At 60.9% G+C, this 17,737-nt stretch carries 16 protein-coding genes; 8 read left to right on the forward strand and 8 right to left on the reverse strand.

Annotated features, from left to right (window positions below; all coding sequences use genetic code 11):
• Positions 1–27 precede the first annotated feature (27 nt).
• The 5 genes from HB780_RS24785 (at position 28) to HB780_RS24805 (ending at position 5,141) form a co-directional block, all read left to right on the forward strand.
• Entirely contained in the window at positions 28–963 is a 936-nt protein-coding gene (locus HB780_RS24785) for a carbohydrate ABC transporter permease (RefSeq protein WP_404944002.1), read from the forward strand.
• Positions 956–1,840, forward strand: a complete 885-nt coding sequence (locus HB780_RS24790; RefSeq protein ID WP_183689999.1) for a carbohydrate ABC transporter permease — start codon at positions 956–958, stop codon at positions 1,838–1,840. The genes HB780_RS24785 and HB780_RS24790 overlap by 8 nt, the downstream gene beginning before the upstream one ends.
• A 73-nt stretch (positions 1,841–1,913) precedes the next feature.
• Positions 1,914–2,939 carry a Gfo/Idh/MocA family protein gene (locus HB780_RS24795; RefSeq protein WP_183690000.1) on the forward strand — a complete coding sequence of 342 codons (1,026 nt, stop codon included), beginning with the start codon at positions 1,914–1,916 and terminating at the stop codon, positions 2,937–2,939.
• A 7-nt stretch (positions 2,940–2,946) separates the two neighbouring features.
• Positions 2,947–4,017: a Gfo/Idh/MocA family protein gene (locus HB780_RS24800; protein WP_183690001.1), complete on the forward strand. Its 1,071-nt coding sequence runs from the start codon at positions 2,947–2,949 to the stop codon at positions 4,015–4,017.
• A gap of 44 nt (positions 4,018–4,061) precedes the next feature.
• Positions 4,062–5,141 carry an ABC transporter ATP-binding protein gene (locus HB780_RS24805; RefSeq protein ID WP_183697437.1) on the forward strand — a complete coding sequence of 360 codons (1,080 nt, stop codon included), beginning with the start codon at positions 4,062–4,064 and terminating at the stop codon, positions 5,139–5,141.
• Between the two features lie 207 nt (positions 5,142–5,348).
• Here HB780_RS24805 and HB780_RS24810 read toward each other — a convergent pair whose 3' ends face one another.
• From HB780_RS24810 to epmA, 7 genes are all read right to left on the reverse strand, one after another.
• On the reverse strand, positions 5,349–7,820 hold the full coding sequence (locus tag HB780_RS24810) for a glycoside hydrolase family 2 protein (RefSeq protein WP_183690002.1): 2,472 nt from the start codon (positions 7,818–7,820) through the stop codon (positions 5,349–5,351).
• A 7-nt stretch (positions 7,821–7,827) separates the two neighbouring features.
• Entirely contained in the window at positions 7,828–8,787 is a 960-nt protein-coding gene (locus tag HB780_RS24815) for a DUF1839 family protein (RefSeq protein WP_183690003.1), read from the reverse strand.
• Positions 8,788–8,789: 2 nt separating this feature from the next.
• Positions 8,790–9,698, reverse strand: coding sequence for an amino acid--[acyl-carrier-protein] ligase (locus HB780_RS24820; RefSeq protein ID WP_183690004.1), 909 nt, complete (start codon positions 9,696–9,698; stop codon positions 8,790–8,792).
• A 5-nt stretch (positions 9,699–9,703) separates the two neighbouring features.
• Entirely contained in the window at positions 9,704–10,897 is a 1,194-nt protein-coding gene (locus tag HB780_RS24825) for an acyl-CoA dehydrogenase family protein (protein ID WP_183690005.1), read from the reverse strand.
• Entirely contained in the window at positions 10,897–11,148 is a 252-nt protein-coding gene (locus tag HB780_RS24830) for an acyl carrier protein (protein WP_183690006.1), read from the reverse strand. The genes HB780_RS24825 and HB780_RS24830 overlap by 1 nt, the downstream gene beginning before the upstream one ends.
• Positions 11,149–11,503: 355 nt before the next feature.
• The gene (locus tag HB780_RS24835; RefSeq protein WP_183690007.1) at positions 11,504–12,556 is read right to left on the reverse strand and encodes a lysine-2,3-aminomutase-like protein; all 1,053 of its coding nucleotides are present in this window, start codon (positions 12,554–12,556) and stop codon (positions 11,504–11,506) included.
• A complete protein-coding gene (epmA, locus tag HB780_RS24840) occupies positions 12,553–13,638 on the reverse strand; it encodes an EF-P lysine aminoacylase EpmA (protein ID WP_183697441.1) in 1,086 nt (361 codons plus the stop codon). Before epmA ends, HB780_RS24835 begins: the two co-directional genes overlap by 4 nt.
• Positions 13,639–13,767: 129 nt before the next feature.
• Between epmA and efp the strand changes: the two genes are divergently transcribed.
• Positions 13,768–14,337, forward strand: a complete 570-nt coding sequence (gene efp, locus HB780_RS24845) for an elongation factor P (RefSeq protein ID WP_183690008.1) — start codon at positions 13,768–13,770, stop codon at positions 14,335–14,337.
• 91 nt (positions 14,338–14,428) lie between these two features.
• Here the strand turns inward: efp and HB780_RS24850 are convergent, their stop codons facing one another.
• On the reverse strand, positions 14,429–16,288 hold the full coding sequence (locus HB780_RS24850) for an ABC transporter ATP-binding protein/permease (RefSeq protein ID WP_183690010.1): 1,860 nt from the start codon (positions 16,286–16,288) through the stop codon (positions 14,429–14,431).
• Between the two features lie 167 nt (positions 16,289–16,455).
• Between HB780_RS24850 and HB780_RS24855 the strand changes: the two genes are divergently transcribed.
• A complete protein-coding gene (locus tag HB780_RS24855) occupies positions 16,456–17,298 on the forward strand; it encodes an AAA family ATPase (protein WP_183690012.1) in 843 nt (280 codons plus the stop codon).
• Positions 17,298–17,720, forward strand: a complete 423-nt coding sequence (locus HB780_RS24860; RefSeq protein WP_183690014.1) for an NUDIX hydrolase — start codon at positions 17,298–17,300, stop codon at positions 17,718–17,720. Before HB780_RS24855 ends, HB780_RS24860 begins: the two co-directional genes overlap by 1 nt.
• Positions 17,721–17,737 lie beyond the last annotated feature (17 nt).

Here is a 17,737-nt window from a genome sequence, read left to right on the forward strand (position 1 = left end):
ACAAACAGCAACAGCGTTGCCGATGGCTTGGCCATCGGCGCGAACGCGCCAGCGCGCGTCACGACCATTTACAAGGCGCCGAGCGCGTTCTCGCGCAATGCGCCAGGCTATCTCTTTCTCCTGCCCTGGCTGATCGGCTTTTTCGGCCTGACGCTGGGGCCGGCGATCGCCTCGCTCTATCTGTCCTTGACCGACTATAACCTGCTGCAAGCGCCGGATTGGGTCGGGCTGGACAATTACGTGCGCATCGCCACCGCCGACGACAAGTTTATCTCGTCGATGAAGGTGACGCTGTTCTATGTCGTCTGTTCCGTGCCGCTGAAGCTTACCTTCGCGCTGCTGGTGGCGCTGTTGCTCAACCGCGGCATTCGCGGCCTGCCGGTCTATCGCGCCATCTTCTACCTGCCGTCACTGCTCGGCTCCAGCGTTGCCATCGCCGTGCTCTGGCGGCAGATTTTCGATGCCGACGGCGTCGTCAACACGCTGCTCTGGTATCTCTTCGGCATCAACGGCCCGAGCTGGATCTCCAATCCGGACTATTCGCTCTATACGCTTGTTATCCTGGCCGTCTGGCAATTCGGCTCACCGATGATCATCTTTCTGGCCGGTCTTCGGCAGATCCCCACCGATCTCTATGAGGCCGCCAGTCTCGATGGCGCCTCCAAGGTGCGGATCTTCTTCAAGATCACCCTGCCGCTTTTGACCCCGGTGATCTTCTTCAACGCCGTCGTGCAGACCATCGACGCCTTCAAGGCCTTCACGCCGGCCTATGTGATTTCCTCCGGCACCGGCGGGCCGATCGACTCGACGCTGTTCTATACCCTCTACCTCTACCAGGAAGCCTTCGGCTATTTCCGCATGGGCTATGCCTCGGCGCTCGCCTGGATCCTGGTGATCATCATCGCAATCTTCACCGCCTTCTCCTTCCTCTCCGCTCGTTATTGGGTTCATTACGATGACTGACGCGAAGCTCACCCACTTTCCCGAAGATCTGAGCCCGCCGCGCGAGCGCCCCTGGTTCTTCTCCATCCTCATCCATGTCGCGCTAATCGGTGCGTCGATCTTGATGCTTTATCCGCTGCTGTGGATGCTCTCCGGTTCGGTCAAGGATCAGAACGAGATCTTCGGAACGGCATCGCTGATCCCCTCGCATTTCGACTTCAGCTCGTTTCCGCGCGGCTGGTTCGGCGGACAGGTGAACTTCGGCTCCTTCGTCTGGAACTCCGTCGTCATCGCCGTGCTCTCGGTCATCGGCAACGTCATATCCTGCTCGCTGGCGGCCTATGCCTTCGCGCGGCTGAATTTCTGGGGCAAGAGTTTCTGGTTCGCGCTGATGCTCGGCACGCTGATGCTGCCCTATCATGTGACGCTGATCCCGCAATATATCCTCTTCCTCAAGCTCGGCTGGGTGAAGACCATGTTGCCGCTCGTCGTTCCGAAATTCCTCGCGGTCGACGCCTTCTTCATCTTCCTGATGGTGCAGTTCTTCCGCGGCATCCCGCGCGAACTGGACGAAGCGGCGATGATGGACGGGTGCAGCCCCTGGCGCATCTACTGGCGCATCATGCTGCCGCTGTCGTTGCCGGTTCTCGCCACCGCCGCCATCTTCTCCTTCATCTGGACCTGGGACGACTTCTTCGGTCCGCTGATCTATCTCTCAGATATCAATACCTACACGGTGCAGCTCGGCCTGCGCTCCTTCGTGGACTCGACCGGAAGCTCCGACTGGAGCAGCCTGTTCGCCATGTCGAGCCTCTCGCTGATCCCCGTCTTCCTGATCTTCCTGTTCTTCCAGAGACTGCTGATCGATGGCATCGCCACGGCCGGTCTCAAACGCTGAAAACGAAAACGCGATCCCAAAAGCCGCGGAGCAATTGGGATCGTATCGCCAAATCCACTGAAAGGAATATCGCATGAGCGCCCTGCGCTTTGCCGCCATCGGTATCAACCACGATCACATCTACGGCCAGGTCAACGTCATGCTCCGGGCAGGCGCGGAACTGGTCGCCTTCCACGCCATCGAGGACGACCTTGCGGCCGTCTTCGCGGAGCGCTTTCCGCAGGCAAAGCGCGTTGCCGACAAGAGAGAGATCCTCGAAGATCGTTCCATCGCGCTGATCCTCAGCGCCGCAATCTCCAGCGAACGGGCCGGCCTTGCGATCGAGGCCATGCGCCACGGCAAGGACGTGATGCTCGACAAGCCGGGCATGGTGACGCTGGATCAGCTCGCCGAGGTCCGCCGGGTGCAGGCCGAGACCAAGCGCATCGTCTCCATTCTCTATTCCGAGCATTTCGAGACAGCCTCCACAGTCAAGGCCGGCGAGCTGGTGCAGGCCGGCGCCATCGGCAAGGTCATCCACACCACGGGCCTTGGCCCCCACCGGCTGCGCAAGCCGACCCGGCCGGAGTGGTTCTTCGACCGCAAGCGCTATGGCGGCATCATTGCCGACATCGCCTCGCATCAATGCGAACAGTTCCTGTTCTTCGCCGGCTCGCTCGAAGCCGAGATCCTGTCGGCAACCGTTTCCAACCGCGCCAATCCCGAGACACCGGGCCTGCAGGACTATGGCGATTTCCATGTGAGAACGCCCGATGTCACCGGCTATGTCCGCGTCGACTGGTTCACGCCCGACGGTCTCTCGACCTGGGGCGATGGCCGCCTGTTCATCGTCGGCACCGAAGGCACGATCGAACTGCGCAAATATCTCGACGTTGCCGGCCGTCCCGGCGCGGACCATCTCTTCCTCACCGATCGCAAGGGCATGCAGCATATCGATTGCAGCGAGGTCGAGCTGCCCTTTGGCCGGCAACTGGCCGCCGATATTCGCGACCGCACCGAAACCGCGATGGGGCAGGAACATTGCTTCAAGGCCATGGAGCTGGCGCTGAAGGCGCAGGCTCTGGCCGAAGCGACATCGCTCAACAGCTTGCAGAGGTAATCTGGACATGTCCGACATCAAGAAAGTCGCGGTCATCGGTCTCGGCATCGGCCGCTCCCATATTGTCGAGGGCTATCTGCCGCATTCCGATCGCTTCGAGGTCGCCGTGCTCTGCGATCTCAACGAGGAACGCCTGAACGCTGTCGGCGACGAATTCGGCATCACCAGACGCCTCAAGGATTTCGTCGAAGTGCTGAACATGCCGGATATCGACATCATCGATATCTGCACGCCGCCCGGCTCGCATTTCGAAATGATCCTGCAGGCGCTCGCCGCCGGCAAGAGTGTCGTCTGCGAAAAGCCGCTGGTCGGCTCGCTTGCCGATATCGACGCCGTGATCGCGGCGGAAAAGACAGCCAAGGGCCGGCTGATGCCGATCTTCCAGTACCGCTACGGCGACGGCATCCAGAAGGCCAAGCGCATCATCGAGGCCGGTATTGCCGGCAAAGCCTACGTCGCCACCTCGGAAACCCATTGGGTGCGCGGCGCCGACTATTATGCCGTCCCCTGGCGCGGCAAATGGGCGACGGAGCTCGGCGGCGTGCTGATGACGCATTCGATCCACCTGCACGACATGCTGACCTTCCTTATGGGACCGATCGCCGGGCTCTTCGGCCGTGTCGCCACCCGCGTCAACGATATCGAGGTGGAAGATTGTGCCAGCGCCAGCCTGCTGATGGAGAATGGCGCGCTTGCGACGATCAGCGCCACGCTCGGCTCGCAGGAGCAGATCAGCCGCCTGCGCCTCTGCTTCGAAAACGTATTGATCGAGAGCAATCACGAGCCCTATAGCCCCGGCCAGGATCCGTGGAAAATCGTCCCCGCCAATGACGAGATTGCAGAGAAGATCGACGCGCTGCTTGCCGACTGGACGCCTGTCCCGATCCGCTTCAACACGCAGATGAAGCTGTTTCATGAGGCCTTGGTCTCCGGCGGGCCGCTGCCGGTGACCACCGTCGACGCGCGTCAGGCGCTGGAGCTGGTGACCGCCTTCTACGAATCGTCGGAAACCCGCACCGAAGTCCGTTTTCCGGTCGGTCCGGAAAGCACCAAATACAAGAGCTGGAGGCCGGCATGAACGTTGCCGCGCGAGCCATCAGGACGAACAAGGAGGATGCGCCCATGGCGACCAGCGTCTCGCTGCAGAAAATCATCAAGCGTTATGGCGAACTCGAGGTCGTTCACGGCATCGACCTGGAAATCGAACCGGGGGAGTTCACCGTCTTCGTCGGCCCATCCGGCTGCGGCAAGTCCACGCTGCTGCGCATGATCGCCGGGCTGGAGCCGATTTCCGGCGGCACGCTCTATCTTGACGGCACCCGCATGAACGATGTTCCCGCCTCCAAGCGCGGCATCGCCATGGTGTTCCAGTCTTATGCGCTTTATCCGCATATGTCGGTCTACAAGAACCTCGCTTTCGGCCTGGAGACAGCCGGCATGAAGAAGCAGGACATCCACCCGCGCGTCGAAAAGGCGGCCGAGGTCCTGCAGATCACGCAGCTCCTGCAACGCAAGCCGAAGCAGCTTTCCGGCGGCCAGCGCCAGCGCGTCGCCATCGGCCGCGCCATCGTGCGCGAGCCCAACATCTTCCTCTTCGATGAACCGCTCTCCAACCTCGACGCCGAATTGCGCGTGCAGATGCGCGTCGAGATCGCCCGTTTGCACCAGCGGCTCGGCAATACCATGATCTACGTCACCCACGACCAGACCGAGGCCATGACCATGGCCGACAAGATCGTGGTGCTGAACGGCGGCCGCATCGAACAGGTCGGCGCGCCGCTCGATCTCTACAACAAGCCGAAGAACAAATTCGTCGCTGGCTTCATCGGCTCGCCAAAGATGAACTTCCTGGAAGCGAAGATCGTCGCATCGGACGATGGCTCCGCCGTCATCGACCTCAACGGCCAGACCGTTCGCCTGCCGCGACGGCTGGGCGGCATTAAGCCCGGAGACAGCGTGACGCTCGGCGCACGCCCGGAACATCTGAACGTCAGCGATCGCGGCCTCGCACTCGGCAGTGCCCATGTCGATCTGGTCGAACATCTCGGCGGTCAGACAATCCTCTATGCCACCTTGCACGGGAGCCAGTCGCTGACGATCGCGCTGGAAGACCAGCAGGCGATCCGCGCCGGCGAAACCGTGAATATCCGCATCGATCCCGAGCGTTGTCATTTGTTCGGGCCGGATGGGACAACGTTGTAAAAAGGCTGCTGACGCAGGTGGGGCCTGTCTCGCCCCTGGTGGGCGAGAACGCAGAAGCTGAGGATTAGGCGAGGGTTCGTCCCTCGTCTAATTCTTGGTTTTTACCAGAGCATGGGTAGGCAGGGACGCATTTAGTTTCCGGCCTACCAGCGCAAGAAACGGACCTCCCTTCTTGCAATTTTAATGGCTTGGAATTTTCCGCGACCATTAAACTTCGATTATTTTCCGGCTACCGACGGCTTTGATCTGGCCTGTCGGAACCGTTTCGACCGCAATTCCGGCTCTCGACTGAAGCCGCAGCCGCCGTGTCACGCCCGGTGCCAGATGGAACCAGTCATCCTCCACCCGATAGGCTTCGAAATCGACCTGGACCGACTGCGCCAAGCGATCGCTACGCAGATCGAGGAACCAGTCGCCATCCTGCTGTGAAACGGATGTCGCGATTTCCGCCGCGTGGAAGGCTTTCGTCCTGCCTAAAGGAAAATGGAAAGCCTCGGTAATCAACGCACCCGTATCGCGAGCCGTAAGCTGTGCCACCGTGACATCATGCGAGGGCGGGCCGAAGCGGAAGGCATAGGTGGTATCGAAGAAGGCGCCGAAGAGGTCGGTGCAGGCGATCTTCTCCTTGGTTCGCGCTTCGATCGTCAACTCTCGCCTTCCACCCACGACCCTCTGCCGTCCGTCGCGCAGGCAGGAAACTTCAAGATCGAGCTCAAGCGCCAGATCGCTCTCGTTGATCACATGCACATCCAGCCCGTTGGTGCCTTCGTCGGTAAGCAGCACCTGCACCGGCCGGAAAGCGCGGCGCAGCGCATACCATACGGGCTTCGGCTCGCCGGTCGAATCGATCACGCCCCAGCCGGGGCCGGGGAGCAGGTCCTGCAGCGTCCAGACCAGCGCGCCGTTGCAGCCCGAACCCTGCCGGCGCCATTCGGCAAAGGTCTCTTCCGCGACCTCGCCGGTGACAGCCCGCGAGAGGGCAAGATAAAGGTCAGGGTCCTCCCGCCGCAGCCGATCCGGCTCGAAACCGTAGAGCTCTCTAAGATAATGATCCCGCACATCCTCGAAATCCCAGGAGGCGCCGCGATCGCGCGGCACGCGCTCCTTCCATAGCGGACTATGGACTGGAGGGACCGGCAGATGCCGCGACAGCGTCCGGGCCTGCGGCACATGCGCGAAAGCCAGGCTTTCCGCTGCGAAACGGACATCGGCGCGACGCGCATCGTCGAGCGGCCGCATATAGGCCCCGACGCCGTAATAATGCGTCACCCCTTCATTCGCGGAAAACGGTATGGCGCCGCCGGAGGGAGAGTTGACGACATAGGGCACGTCGGGCCGCAGAGACTGCACGACCGTTGGAATGATCTCCTCCACGATGGGACTTGCCCAAAAGCGCTCCGGCAGACCAAGCATCGCCGCCTGCTGATGCATTTCGCTACCGCCGCAAAGCACAGCGAGCGAAGGCGACAGCCTCGTGCCGGAGAGAAACTGCGAGACTTCCGCCTCGACATGGGCGTTAAAACCCTTGTCACCCTTCGGATAGTCGAAGTTGGCGAACATGAAATCTTGCCAGACCAGCAGGCCTAGCTCGTCGCAGAGCTTGAAGAACTCCGGCGTCTCATAGGCCATGGTGCCGCCGATGCGGATCATGTTCATGCCGGCCTCCGTCGCCAGCCGCAGCCAGGGTTCGTAATCCTCTCGACCACCGGGCAACCGCACGATATCCGCCGTGGTCCAGACCGCGCCACGGCAGAAGATGCGCTCGCCATTGACGATCAGGCCGAAATCCCGGCCATCCACGCCGCGATCGACAGCCAGCCGGCGAAAACCGGTGCGCCCAAGCGGATGCTCGAGGCCATCGATCACCAGCGTAACGTCATGGAGATGCGGTGTGCCATGCGTGTGTGGCCACCATGGCGTCACGCCGGGGATCTTCAGGATCGCCGTGCAGCGGCCGTGACTATCCCGCTCGAAAGCCTGTTCGACCTCGCCGCAGCGAAGCATGACCTCGCTGACATGCCCCTCGATCGACAGAGAGGCATAGAGCCGGCCCTCGCCGTCCTCCAGCAGGTCTGGACGCAGCGAAAGGTCGCGAATGATCGGCTTGTGCGGACGCAGCAGCGAAACTGGCCGCCACGGACCCACCGCATGGATTTCCGGGCACCAGCCGGGCATATGGCCAAGCAGCGTCGTGCGCACCAGCCGCAAGCCCTGCGGCGTGATCATCTGCGGTCGCCAGCGGGCGCGCGGGCCGGGCTCAGTAAGGCGCGGTTCCAGCGCGCGGAAACATAGAGCCAGCTCATCGCCGCCCTGCAGGTGAACAGCGAGATCATGCGCTTCGAACATGCTCTCGGAGACCAGGATTTTCCGTCCGTTCAGGAAGACTTCGCAGAGCGTCGCCAATCCCTCGAGCCGCAGCACGGCATGGCCGGCCTCGGCATCGACCAATCGGCAGAGATACCAGGCGTCCCGGTCGTTCAGCGGGTGCGGATGTTCCCGGTCGAAAAGCCCGGCCTTTTCCAGTGCCTCGGCCACCGTGCCCGGTACCGGTGCCGGGATGAGACCGGCCGAAGACGACAGGTCCGAAGGCGAGGCGCAGGCGCCCGCATCCGTCAGAACCAGATTCCATCCTTCGCTCAGCAACGTCTTGCCGCTGATATCAGCCAAACGCCCGTGCATTGGATCCCTAAAGCTTTTGTTCCAGCAGCCCCATCATGGAATCCCATGCATCCGCCGCCGGATCAAGCGCCGTCTGCAACGGCTCGAATTTCTTGCGCGTGATGGCGCGGGCGAGCTGAAACTGCACGGATTTCGCCACTTCAGAAATCCGCCGTGCCTGCGCGGAAACCTCGGCAAAATCCGCCGACAGCCAATCGAGATGACTGCCCGCCAGCTCGAAATTGGCACCGAGCTGGCGCAGCGTGTTGAAGGCATATTTATGGAAGAAGCCGAAGGGTCGCTCGGCCAAAGCTTCCACCTGCGCCGGGAAAACCGCCGCGAAAGCGCGGATGGGATTGGCGACAGGACGGCGGCGGAAATGGAAGACCAGGAGCTGTCTCGACGTCTGCCGGATAGCCGCCTCGCCGGGCTTGGTCTGCGGAAACTTCGCGAATTCCGTATAGGGCAGGAAGGGCAGGTCTTCGTCCGTCAGATGCAGCTGGAACAGCCCGTCGAAATCCTCGCCCGACAGCTGGAAGAAACCACCATTGTGGAAATAATCCAGCTCGCGGCCCGCCAGATCCAGCCGGTTAATGGCGACCGTCGTCTTGCCATGCTCACGGCGATAACCGACGCCCTGCGTGTCGGGCATGTAGAAAGAATCCATCTCGACGAGGCAGAGCCGGCCGCGGTCGATCTGCTCGGGGACATGGCGCTCCACCTTGTCGTAGATCGCCAGTTCCGTGCAGCGGATGCCGTAGAGCGCCTCTAGATCCTCGAGCGGCGCCTTGAAGAAGGTGAACTGGTCGCCCTCGAAATCCTGACCCATGGTGAAGCCGAGCATGGCTTCCGGCGGCAGCTTAAGGCTCGACAGTACTTCGATCCAGAGATCAATATAGCAATTGGTTTCCGGCCACATGCGCTCGCTGTCGTGCAGCGCATGTGGTTTGTAGGCGGCAGGATCCAGGCCCGCAAAGATGGAAGCCACGATCAGCCCCACAGCGCCTTGCGCACGCTCTCTGGCCAATCCTTGGTATCGAGGCCGTGATGATGGAACAGCGCCAGCGCGATGCGCTCCAGGCCGAAGCCGACGCAGGCCGTATGCGCCACGCTGCCATCCGCAAAACTCAGGCCCCATTTCGCGCCGAAGGCGTCCTGATGATAGTTGAAACTCATGCAGGCAGTCGGATTGGCGGACGATGTGATCGGGATCAGCAGCTCGAACTTCAGGTTCTGGTCGCGCTGGTTGTTGGCGAGCATCTTGCCGGCGCGGCCGAAGAACGGATCATTGGCGACATCGATGACGACGTCGAGGCCGACGGCCTTCATCATCTCGATACCACGATCCATCCAGCTCTGGCGGAAGTCGGTCACGTGCGTGTCAGTGCCCATGCAGACATATTCGCGCATACGGAACAGCTGCTGGCGGGCCGGATCCTTGGAGGGCTCATGGCGGAAGCAATAGGATTGCAGATCGAAGAGCGCGCCGCCTTCCGGCAATGCGCCACGCTTGGCGACCGTCGGGTAAAGCGGATAGCAGGCAGCCGGCGTCAGCACGATATCGGTCGCTTGCTGTTCTTTCGTCCAGTCTTCGCCCACCTCCATGCATTTCAAGAGGCTCATATGGTCGAGTTCACTGCCACAGAAGCTGTGCACAGTGCCGGCAAGCTGCGGAAAGCTCTTCATGTAGCCGCTGGTCTCGAAGAAGGCGCGGTTCATGCCCGGCGGAAAGCGGATGGCTTCAGCGCCATCGGCGCCGCCGAAACGGTCGATCAGCCGCTCGAAAGCGGCAATGACATCTTCGAACTGGCCGCTACGGCCATAAAGACCGTCAACGCCGGTGTCGATCAGAAGACCGGATTCGAAAAGGCGGTCGAGAAACGATGTTTGCATATCCATGACGATTACCCCAACAGGCTGGTATCTTGTTTATGAACGAGCAGCATGGTCGACGTATTGCCGAGAATGCGGTCGTTCGAGATCATCAATTGAGCGGAATGGGCGTCGCGCAGATGGCGTCCGAGACTATAAGGCGTGCCGTTCTTGTAGCCCATGATGCCGCAGATCAGCATGGCGTGGTTGATGATCGGCAGGATCATCTCCGACGACGCGATCTTGACGTTGTTCATGGCAACGGCAAAGGCCATGGAGGAGAGACGATCAGCATCGACCTTCGCCTCTTCATAGGTTTTCAGCCCGGCGACGACGTTGGATTTCACCATTTGCAGCAGGCCGGAGACCTCCGCCAGCCGCAACGCGCCGGGCGGTTGAGTGCCCGGCGATTTGCGGGCGGCGGCGCGCACGAAAGCCTGGGCGCGGGCGACGGCATCGGCGGCGATGCCATACCAGACGCCGCTCCAGAGCAGATGCGAGCTTGCCAGCATCGACTGCGCGGCAATCTCGGCAAAGGGCTTCGGCAGGATCTGCACGGCAGGCGCTTCGCCCTTGAAGAGGAAGCCGTCGGAACAGGTGCCGCGCATGCCGAGCGTGTTCCACTCGACGGTGCGTTCAAGCGTGTATTGACCCCTCAGAAAAACGGTCAGTACCTGATCGGACGAGGCCGCTTCGGCATGGCTGCGCGAGGTAATCAGGATCGCATCGGCATGGGCGCCATAAGAGATGACGGTCGCGTCCTTCTCCAGAAAACAGCTGTCGCCCTCGACCTTGATGGCGCAGATGCTGTTGCGCAGATTGCCGCCGATCCCGCCTTCCGTCGTCGCCGAGGCCAGCAGAAGCTGTTCCCCCGCGATGCGGCGCATGAAATCGCGGTGCCAGTCGCTGCCGGCGCCGTGTTCGACCAGGCTCGACAGCTTGATCTGATGCATGGCGAACACCATGGCGCTGGCGGCACAGGTCTGCCCGAGGATGGAGCAAAGCTCGGCGATCTCGGTGATCGAGGCGCCCTCGCCGCCAAGTTCTTCGGAGATCTGGACCGACAACAGCTTCTCGGCCCGCATCGCTTCGACTGCCTCTTGTGGGAAGCGGCCCTCGAGGTCGACAGCATCGGCATGCGTGCCTGCGATCGCCGCCACGCGGGCAGCCCGCACGGCCATCTTGTCGCCGGCCCCAGCATCAACCAAAGCGACCGCCACGTTCATCAGGCGACCTTTCGGCTGTCCAGGATCATGCCGACCGTCTTTTCGATGGCAATGATGCTGGCAAAGGATTTGCGGTTGAGCAGATTGTCGGGAAATTCGATGTCGAAGGCGTCTTCGATGCCGAGCATCAACTGCACCGACGCAAAGGAAGACAGCCCCGCCGCATAGAGATCGGCATCGTCGGCAACCTGGTCCAGCGTAACGGGAAGCGCGCCAAACTTGGCCAGCAAATCGCGAATCGTCTCATTCATCCGTAGTCCCTCCAAGCAATCGCAACATGACGGCGACAACATCGCCTTAATCTTGGGTCAGGAAGTAACAGATAACATAAAAAATTCCGCTAAGCGACGTGGTAAATATAAATAGGCTATACTTGGTAATAAAATCCCATATTTAAGCATATACTAAATAAAGTTAACGCTATTTAAGCCATGCAACCCATCGGTTATGAAGCAATATCTTGGAATTCTAAAGTTTATATGGGATTTCATGCGGAAAAATGGCACTTGGCCGCAAGGTTAATGCGCCGAGTTACGAAAGGCGTTTCACTCAGAAAATGCCATGTAGCGGGTGTCGTGAGACAAGAAGAAACACAATATAGCCACCCTATCCCTCCGGCGGATAGACATGCTCGCCGCCGCGATAGTCCGAGATGGAATAGCAACCTTCGCCGACGTCACGAACAGCACTCTTGCCTATATCCGCCTTGCCGTGGCCACCGGGAATATCGAGAATATAAGTGGGCTGACAAAGACCGGAAATGCGGCCGCGCAGCGCCGCGACGATCTCCCGGCCTTCCGCGATCGTCAGCCGGAAATGGCTGGTGCCGGGGGCAAGATCCGGGTGGTGCAGATAGTAGGGCTTGATCCGCGTTTCGACGAAAGCCTTCATCAAAGAAGCCAGCACATCCGGATCGTCGTTGACACCCTTCAACAGCACAGATTGGCTGACCAGAACAATGCCGGCATCCACCAAGCGGGCGCAGGCAACGCGCGCCTTCGCCGTCAATTCGCGCGGATGATTGGCATGCAACGCCACGTATACGGTCTTGCCGCTCGCCTTTAGCGCGGCAATCAGCGCCTCGTCGATCTTCAGCGGATCGACCACGGGCACGCGGGTATGGAAGCGAACGATCTTCACATGTTCGATAGCGGCAAGCTGCCGCAGCATCTCTTCCAGCCGTCGCGGCGACAGCACCAGCGGATCGCCACCGGTGAGGATGACCTCCCAGATTTCCTCGTGATCGCGGATATAGGCAAAGGCGGCATCAAGCGCCGGCCCGTCCAGCGTCCCGAGCCCTTGCGGCCCGACCATCTCACGGCGGAAACAGAACCGACAATAGACCGGGCAGACATGCACGGCCTTCAGCAGAACGCGGTCGGGATAGCGGTGAACAATACCCTCGACCGGACTATAGGCATGATCGCTGATCGGATCGGCCCGCTCCTCCGGCGTGACAACGAGTTCGGCCATATCCGGCACGAATTGCCGGGCGATGGGATCGGCGGGATCGGCCTTGTCGATCAAACGGGCGATCGTCGGCGTCAGGGCGATGGCATAGCGTTCCGCCACCGCCTCCAGCGAAAGCGCTTCGCCGCTATCAATCAAGCCGGCCTGCTCGAGATCATCGACATTCCTGATCGGGCGCATCACATTCATGAACCAAACTCCGATACCGGCGCCCAGAGCACCTGCTCGATCCTGGAAGCCCCTGTCGCCAACATTACCAGCCGGTCGAAGCCCAGCGCAATGCCGCTCGCCTCCGGCATGACGGCAAGGGCTTCAAGAAAATCCTCATCCAGCGGATAGGTCTCGCCGTAGATCCGCACCTTCTCCGCCATCTCGATCTCGAACCGCCGCCGCTGCTCTCTAGCATTGGTGAGTTCGCCGAAAGCATTGGCAAGCTCGACGCCACAGACATAGAGCTCGAAGCGTTCCGCCACGCGATGATCCCCAGCCGAAGGCCGGGCAAGCGCCGCCTCCGAAACCGGGTACTCGTCGAGAATCGTCGCCCGGCCAAAGCCGAGATAGGGCTCGACCTTCTCGACGAGCACGCGACTGAAAAGATCAGCCCAATGATCGTCATTCGCAACACGCATGCCGACACGCCGCATTTCGGCCGCCAGATGCTCGCGATCCGTGGAGCCGTCAAGACCGACCGACCCGAGCAGGTCGATCCCGGCATGACGCTCGAAGGCGGCAGCAACGCTGATACGTTCCGGCACGAGGAACGGATCGGTCTCCGCGCCGCGATAGGTAAACTTCTTCGCGCCGACCGTCTCCGCCGCCAGCGCCAACAACTGGGCGCAATCGGCCATCAACGCCTCATAAGTCTCGCCGGCCCGATACCATTCCAGCATGGTGAATTCCGGATGGTGCAGCGGCCCGCGCTCGCGATTGCGATAGACATGGGCGAAGCAGGCGATGCGCTCCTCGCCGGCGGCCAGCAGCTTCTTGCAGGCAAATTCCGGCGAGGTATGCAGATAGAACGGCGCCGCCTGGCCGTCCGTCGTCAGTGCCTCGGTGGCGAAGGCATGCAGATGCGCCTCGTTGCCCGGCGACACCTGCAGCGTTGCCGTATCAACCTCGATGAAGTCGTTGCGCGCGAAGAAACCACGCAGCGCCGCCTGGATGGCGTTACGGCCAAGGAGGAACGGCCGCCGGTCCGCATGGACGCTGCGGGTCCACCAGGGGGGACGCTCTGCTGCTCGTTGGCTCCATCGCTCGCTTCTTCTCGGTATCGCCTGGGTTGGGGGGTGGCTATTTCCCCTGATTTAGGATAGTTGCGCCCCCAAGCAAACAATACTGCGTCTTGAGGTGTATTTCGACAGTCCTCTACGACGCGACAAGCCGAGTTACAAGGAAGTCTTATGGTCAAGGTCATCGCCTCTTCGGTCCGCAAGGGCAACGTTCTCGACGTCGACGGCAAGCTCTACGTCGTTCTCACCGCCGCGAACTTTCATCCGGGCAAGGGTACGCCGGTTACCCAGGTCGACATGCGCCGCATCGTCGATGGCGTGAAGGTATCCGAGCGCTGGCGCACCACCGAGCAGGTCGAGCGCGCCTTCGTCGAAGACGTGAACTTCCAGTATCTCTATGAAGACGGCGAAGGCTTCCACTTCATGAACCCGTCCTCCTATGATCAGGTCGTCGTCGATGTCGAAACCATGGGCGACCAGAAGGCTTTCCTGCAGGAAGGCATGACCTGCGTGCTGTCGATGCATGAAGGTATTGCGCTGGCACTCCAGCTGCCGCGCCACGTCACGCTGGAAATCGCCGAGACGGAACCGGTCGTCAAGGGTCAGACCGCCTCCTCCTCCTACAAGCCTGCGATCCTGTCGAATGGCGTGCGCACCCTGGTGCCGCCGCACATCAACGCCGGCACCCGCGTCGTCATCGCCACGGAAGACGTTTCCTACGTCGAGCGCGCCAAGGACTGAGCAATCGGCCTTGTGGTTTTATAAAGAACGCCCTGTCTTGATCGACGGGGCGTTTTTTTGTTTTCTAAGTCAACATCCAAGCAGAGATCGCTCACCGCGAAGGCGCATTCGCCTTCTTGCTATCCACCTCCGGCTCCTCGTCCGGTACCGGCTGCGCGGTTGCCTCGGCGACTTCCTCCTCATGCGGCACCAGCGCCTGCAGATGCAGCACGCGCGGCGACATCGCCTGGAGATAGGCGTCGGAGCGGCCGATATAGATCACGGTCGCCTCGGTAAACTCCGTCAGCAGCGCCGAGAACTTGGCCTGGATATCCAGTTCCAGCCCTTCCATGACTTCGTCGAGGATGATCCATTTCGGCTTTGCCAGCAGCAAATGCGCGAAAGCGATGGCCTTCTGCTCGTCATTGTCCAGCAGTCGGTCCCAGCGCGCCTGCGTGTCGAGCCGGGCCTTGAGGCGACTAAGGCCGACCTTGTCCATCGCAGCCTCGATGGCGGCATCATCATAGGCATCCCGATCCTCGGGGAAACAGATCGCTTCCCGGAGCGTACCGCCCGGCACATAGGGCGTGTGCGGCATGAACAGCATGTCTTCCATCGGCGGCATGCTGATCGTGCCCGAGCCGCAATTCCATTGATGCGCCAGCGACTGGAACAGCAGCCTGCGGTTCACGCCATGATCGCCATTGACCATGATGTGCTCGCCGGCGGCAATGGTCACCGAGCCCTCGCGAATGCGGAAGCCATTTTCCATGGCATCCTCACTGGTCTTGGTGGAAATCTCCATGTCGGTCCATGCCATCGTACCGGGGGCTGCCTGGTCGAAGGTGATGGTGTGCGGCATCGGCGTCGTATCGTCCATTTCCATCAGCGCTTGGCGGAAATCGGTGACGCGCATCAGCGTCGCGCGCCATTCGGCGATCGGCCCGAAGTTGGCGACATACCAGCGCAGGGCCGTATTGACCTGATTGAAGGCGCCGACCGCCACCATCAGCTGGCCAAAAGTCAGCCCGCCGGAGAAATAGGCGGGCGCAGCCACCAGGATCGGAATGATCAGCACCAGCCAGCCGTAGCCGGCCGAGACCCATGTGAGATTGGTATTGGCGATGGCAAGCTGGCGGATGACGGCAAGCACGGCGGAAATATCGAGATTGATCCGCCGGCGCTCGTTCTCCTGACCGCTGGCAATGGTGATCGCCGGCATATGTTCGTTGGCATGCATCAGCGCAAAGCGCAGTTCGGCTTCCTTGGAGTAGCGGTCAGCATTCAGCCGCACCAGCCGGCGGCCGACAAACTGGCTGAGGAACGACGCCGAACCGGCATAGATGATCGCCGCCCAGACCATGTAGCCGGGGATCGAGAAGCTCATGTCGTTGTAATGGAAGACCATGCCATTGGACAGTTCCCAGAGCACGCCGATAAAGCTCAGGAGCAGGATCGTCGCCTGCACCAGGCCGATCGCCAGGCCCGTGGTGCTCTCAGCGAGATTGCGCGCATCCTCGTGCAGTCGCTGGTCGGGATTGACGCCGATCAGGCCGGAAGAGGCGAGACGAAGGGCGCGCTTGGCCTTCAGCCATTGATCGACGAGATCGCGCGCCAGGCCCTCGCGCATATAGAGCGCGGTCATCTGGTTGAACCAGGCCTGGATGACATTGAGGACGAGAAGCGAGCCGGCAATGATGCCGAAAACGCCAAGCTGGTGGAAGAAGGCGCCAGTATCGCGCCGCGCCAGCGAATCATAAAACGGCGCATTCCAACTATTGAGCAGGACCTGGACATAGGCCGTGACCATAATGATCACGAACAGCGAGACTGTCAGCGAAATGATCTTGATGCGGACCGCCGAACCCCAAAAGGCGGAAAACATCATCCTCAGCCGATAGAGAACGCTGAAATCGTATCCGACCCGGTCGTTTCCCTGATTATTCGGCGCGGCTTGCGTTTCAACTGCCATCAATACTTCCCTGCGACGCACGTACCGTCAGTTAACCATCACCTGCCCACATGTCCATCCACGCAGTTCATCAGGGCGATCACGTTCAATATATACACCGACTCATGCCTTGAACCGATTAAGGCCAGGGACTAGCTTGCGCCTCAAATATTGATGAAAGCCTTCCGATGCAATTTCAGGGAACTGCGGACTATATCGCCGACAAGGATTTGATGGTCGCCGTCAATGCCGCCATCCGGCTGGAACGGCCGCTTCTGGTGAAGGGCGAGCCGGGCACCGGTAAGACGGAGCTGGCCCGTCAGGTGGCAACCGCTCTCGGTCTCGACCTGATCGAATGGAACATCAAATCGACCACGAAGGCGCAGCAGGGCCTCTACGAATACGATGCCGTCTCTCGCCTGCGCGACAGCCAGCTAGGCGACGAGCGCGTCCATGATGTCCGGAACTATATCCGGCGGGGCAAGCTCTGGCAGGCTTTCACGGCGTCGCAGAAATGCGTGCTGCTGATCGATGAGATCGACAAGGCGGACATCGAATTCCCGAACGACCTGCTGCAGGAACTCGACCGCATGGAATTCCATGTCTACGAGACCGGCGAAACCATCCGCGCCGCCATCCGGCCGATCGTCATCATCACCTCCAACAATGAAAAGGAGTTGCCCGACGCCTTCCTGCGCCGCTGCTTCTTCCACTACATCCGCTTTCCCGACATTGAGACGCTGACGCGCATTGTCGAGGTGCATTATCCCGGCATCAAGCAGACGCTGGTGCGGGCGGCACTGGCCCAATTTTTCGAGATCCGCGATGTGCCGGGCCTGAAAAAGAAGCCGTCCACCTCAGAGGCGCTCGACTGGATCCGCCTCCTTGTCGCCGACGATGTCGATCCGGCCACCCTGCGTGTCGATGCGAAGACCGTCCTGCCGAAGCTGCACGGCGCGCTGTTGAAGAACGAGCAGGATGTCCACCTCTTCGAACGGCTGGCTTTCATGGCGCGGGGTCAGTCGAAATAATGCGGCCGGATGCCGTCAAAGTCCTGATTTATGCACTGCGCGACCGGCATTTGCTGGTCTTCGACGAACCGGACTTTCCCGCTGTCGAGCTGCAGGTTCCCGGCGGCACCGTCGAGCCCGGCGAGGATATAGCTGCAGCGGCGAGACGCGAATTCGAGGAAGAGACCGGGCTTGCGGCGACCGAATTACGTCCGCTTGGCATTCACGACTACCGCTTCGAAAAGGACGGGCGCGAATACCATCATCAGAGACACTATTTCCGCTGCACCCTGCCCGAAGCAACGCCGGATAGCTGGCTCCATCTCGAAATGACGCCGTTCGACGGCAGCGACCCGATCCGCTTCCGCTTCTTCTGGCTGCCGATCGTGGCGGCAAGGCAGCGTCTCGGCTACGGCATGCAGCACTTCCTTGAAGATCTGTAGAGGCCACCGGCATGCAG

The organism is Rhizobium lusitanum (assembly GCF_014189535.1).
GTDB lineage: Bacteria > Pseudomonadota > Alphaproteobacteria > Rhizobiales > Rhizobiaceae > Rhizobium > Rhizobium lusitanum_C.

Excerpts from the sequence above, each read along its gene's own strand:
- HB780_RS24820 (WP_183690004.1), bottom strand. The coding sequence starts at position 9,698 with ATGGATATGCAAACATCGTTTCTCGACCGCCTTTTCGAATCCGGTCTT.
- HB780_RS24800 (WP_183690001.1), top strand. The coding sequence starts at position 2,947 with ATGTCCGACATCAAGAAAGTCGCGGTCATCGGTCTCGGCATCGGCCGC.
- HB780_RS24860 (WP_183690014.1), top strand. The coding sequence starts at position 17,298 with ATGCGGCCGGATGCCGTCAAAGTCCTGATTTATGCACTGCGCGACCGG.
- efp (WP_183690008.1), top strand. The coding sequence starts at position 13,768 with ATGGTCAAGGTCATCGCCTCTTCGGTCCGCAAGGGCAACGTTCTCGAC.
- HB780_RS24835 (WP_183690007.1), bottom strand. The coding sequence starts at position 12,556 with ATGAATGTGATGCGCCCGATCAGGAATGTCGATGATCTCGAGCAGGCC.
- HB780_RS24790 (WP_183689999.1), top strand. The coding sequence starts at position 956 with ATGACTGACGCGAAGCTCACCCACTTTCCCGAAGATCTGAGCCCGCCG.
- HB780_RS24825 (WP_183690005.1), bottom strand. The coding sequence starts at position 10,897 with ATGAACGTGGCGGTCGCTTTGGTTGATGCTGGGGCCGGCGACAAGATG.
- HB780_RS24795 (WP_183690000.1), top strand. The coding sequence starts at position 1,914 with ATGAGCGCCCTGCGCTTTGCCGCCATCGGTATCAACCACGATCACATC.
- HB780_RS24830 (WP_183690006.1), bottom strand. The coding sequence starts at position 11,148 with ATGAATGAGACGATTCGCGATTTGCTGGCCAAGTTTGGCGCGCTTCCC.
- HB780_RS24850 (WP_183690010.1), bottom strand. The coding sequence starts at position 16,288 with ATGGCAGTTGAAACGCAAGCCGCGCCGAATAATCAGGGAAACGACCGG.
- HB780_RS24855 (WP_183690012.1), top strand. The coding sequence starts at position 16,456 with ATGCAATTTCAGGGAACTGCGGACTATATCGCCGACAAGGATTTGATG.
- HB780_RS24805 (WP_183697437.1), top strand. The coding sequence starts at position 4,062 with ATGGCGACCAGCGTCTCGCTGCAGAAAATCATCAAGCGTTATGGCGAA.
- HB780_RS24810 (WP_183690002.1), bottom strand. The coding sequence starts at position 7,820 with ATGCACGGGCGTTTGGCTGATATCAGCGGCAAGACGTTGCTGAGCGAA.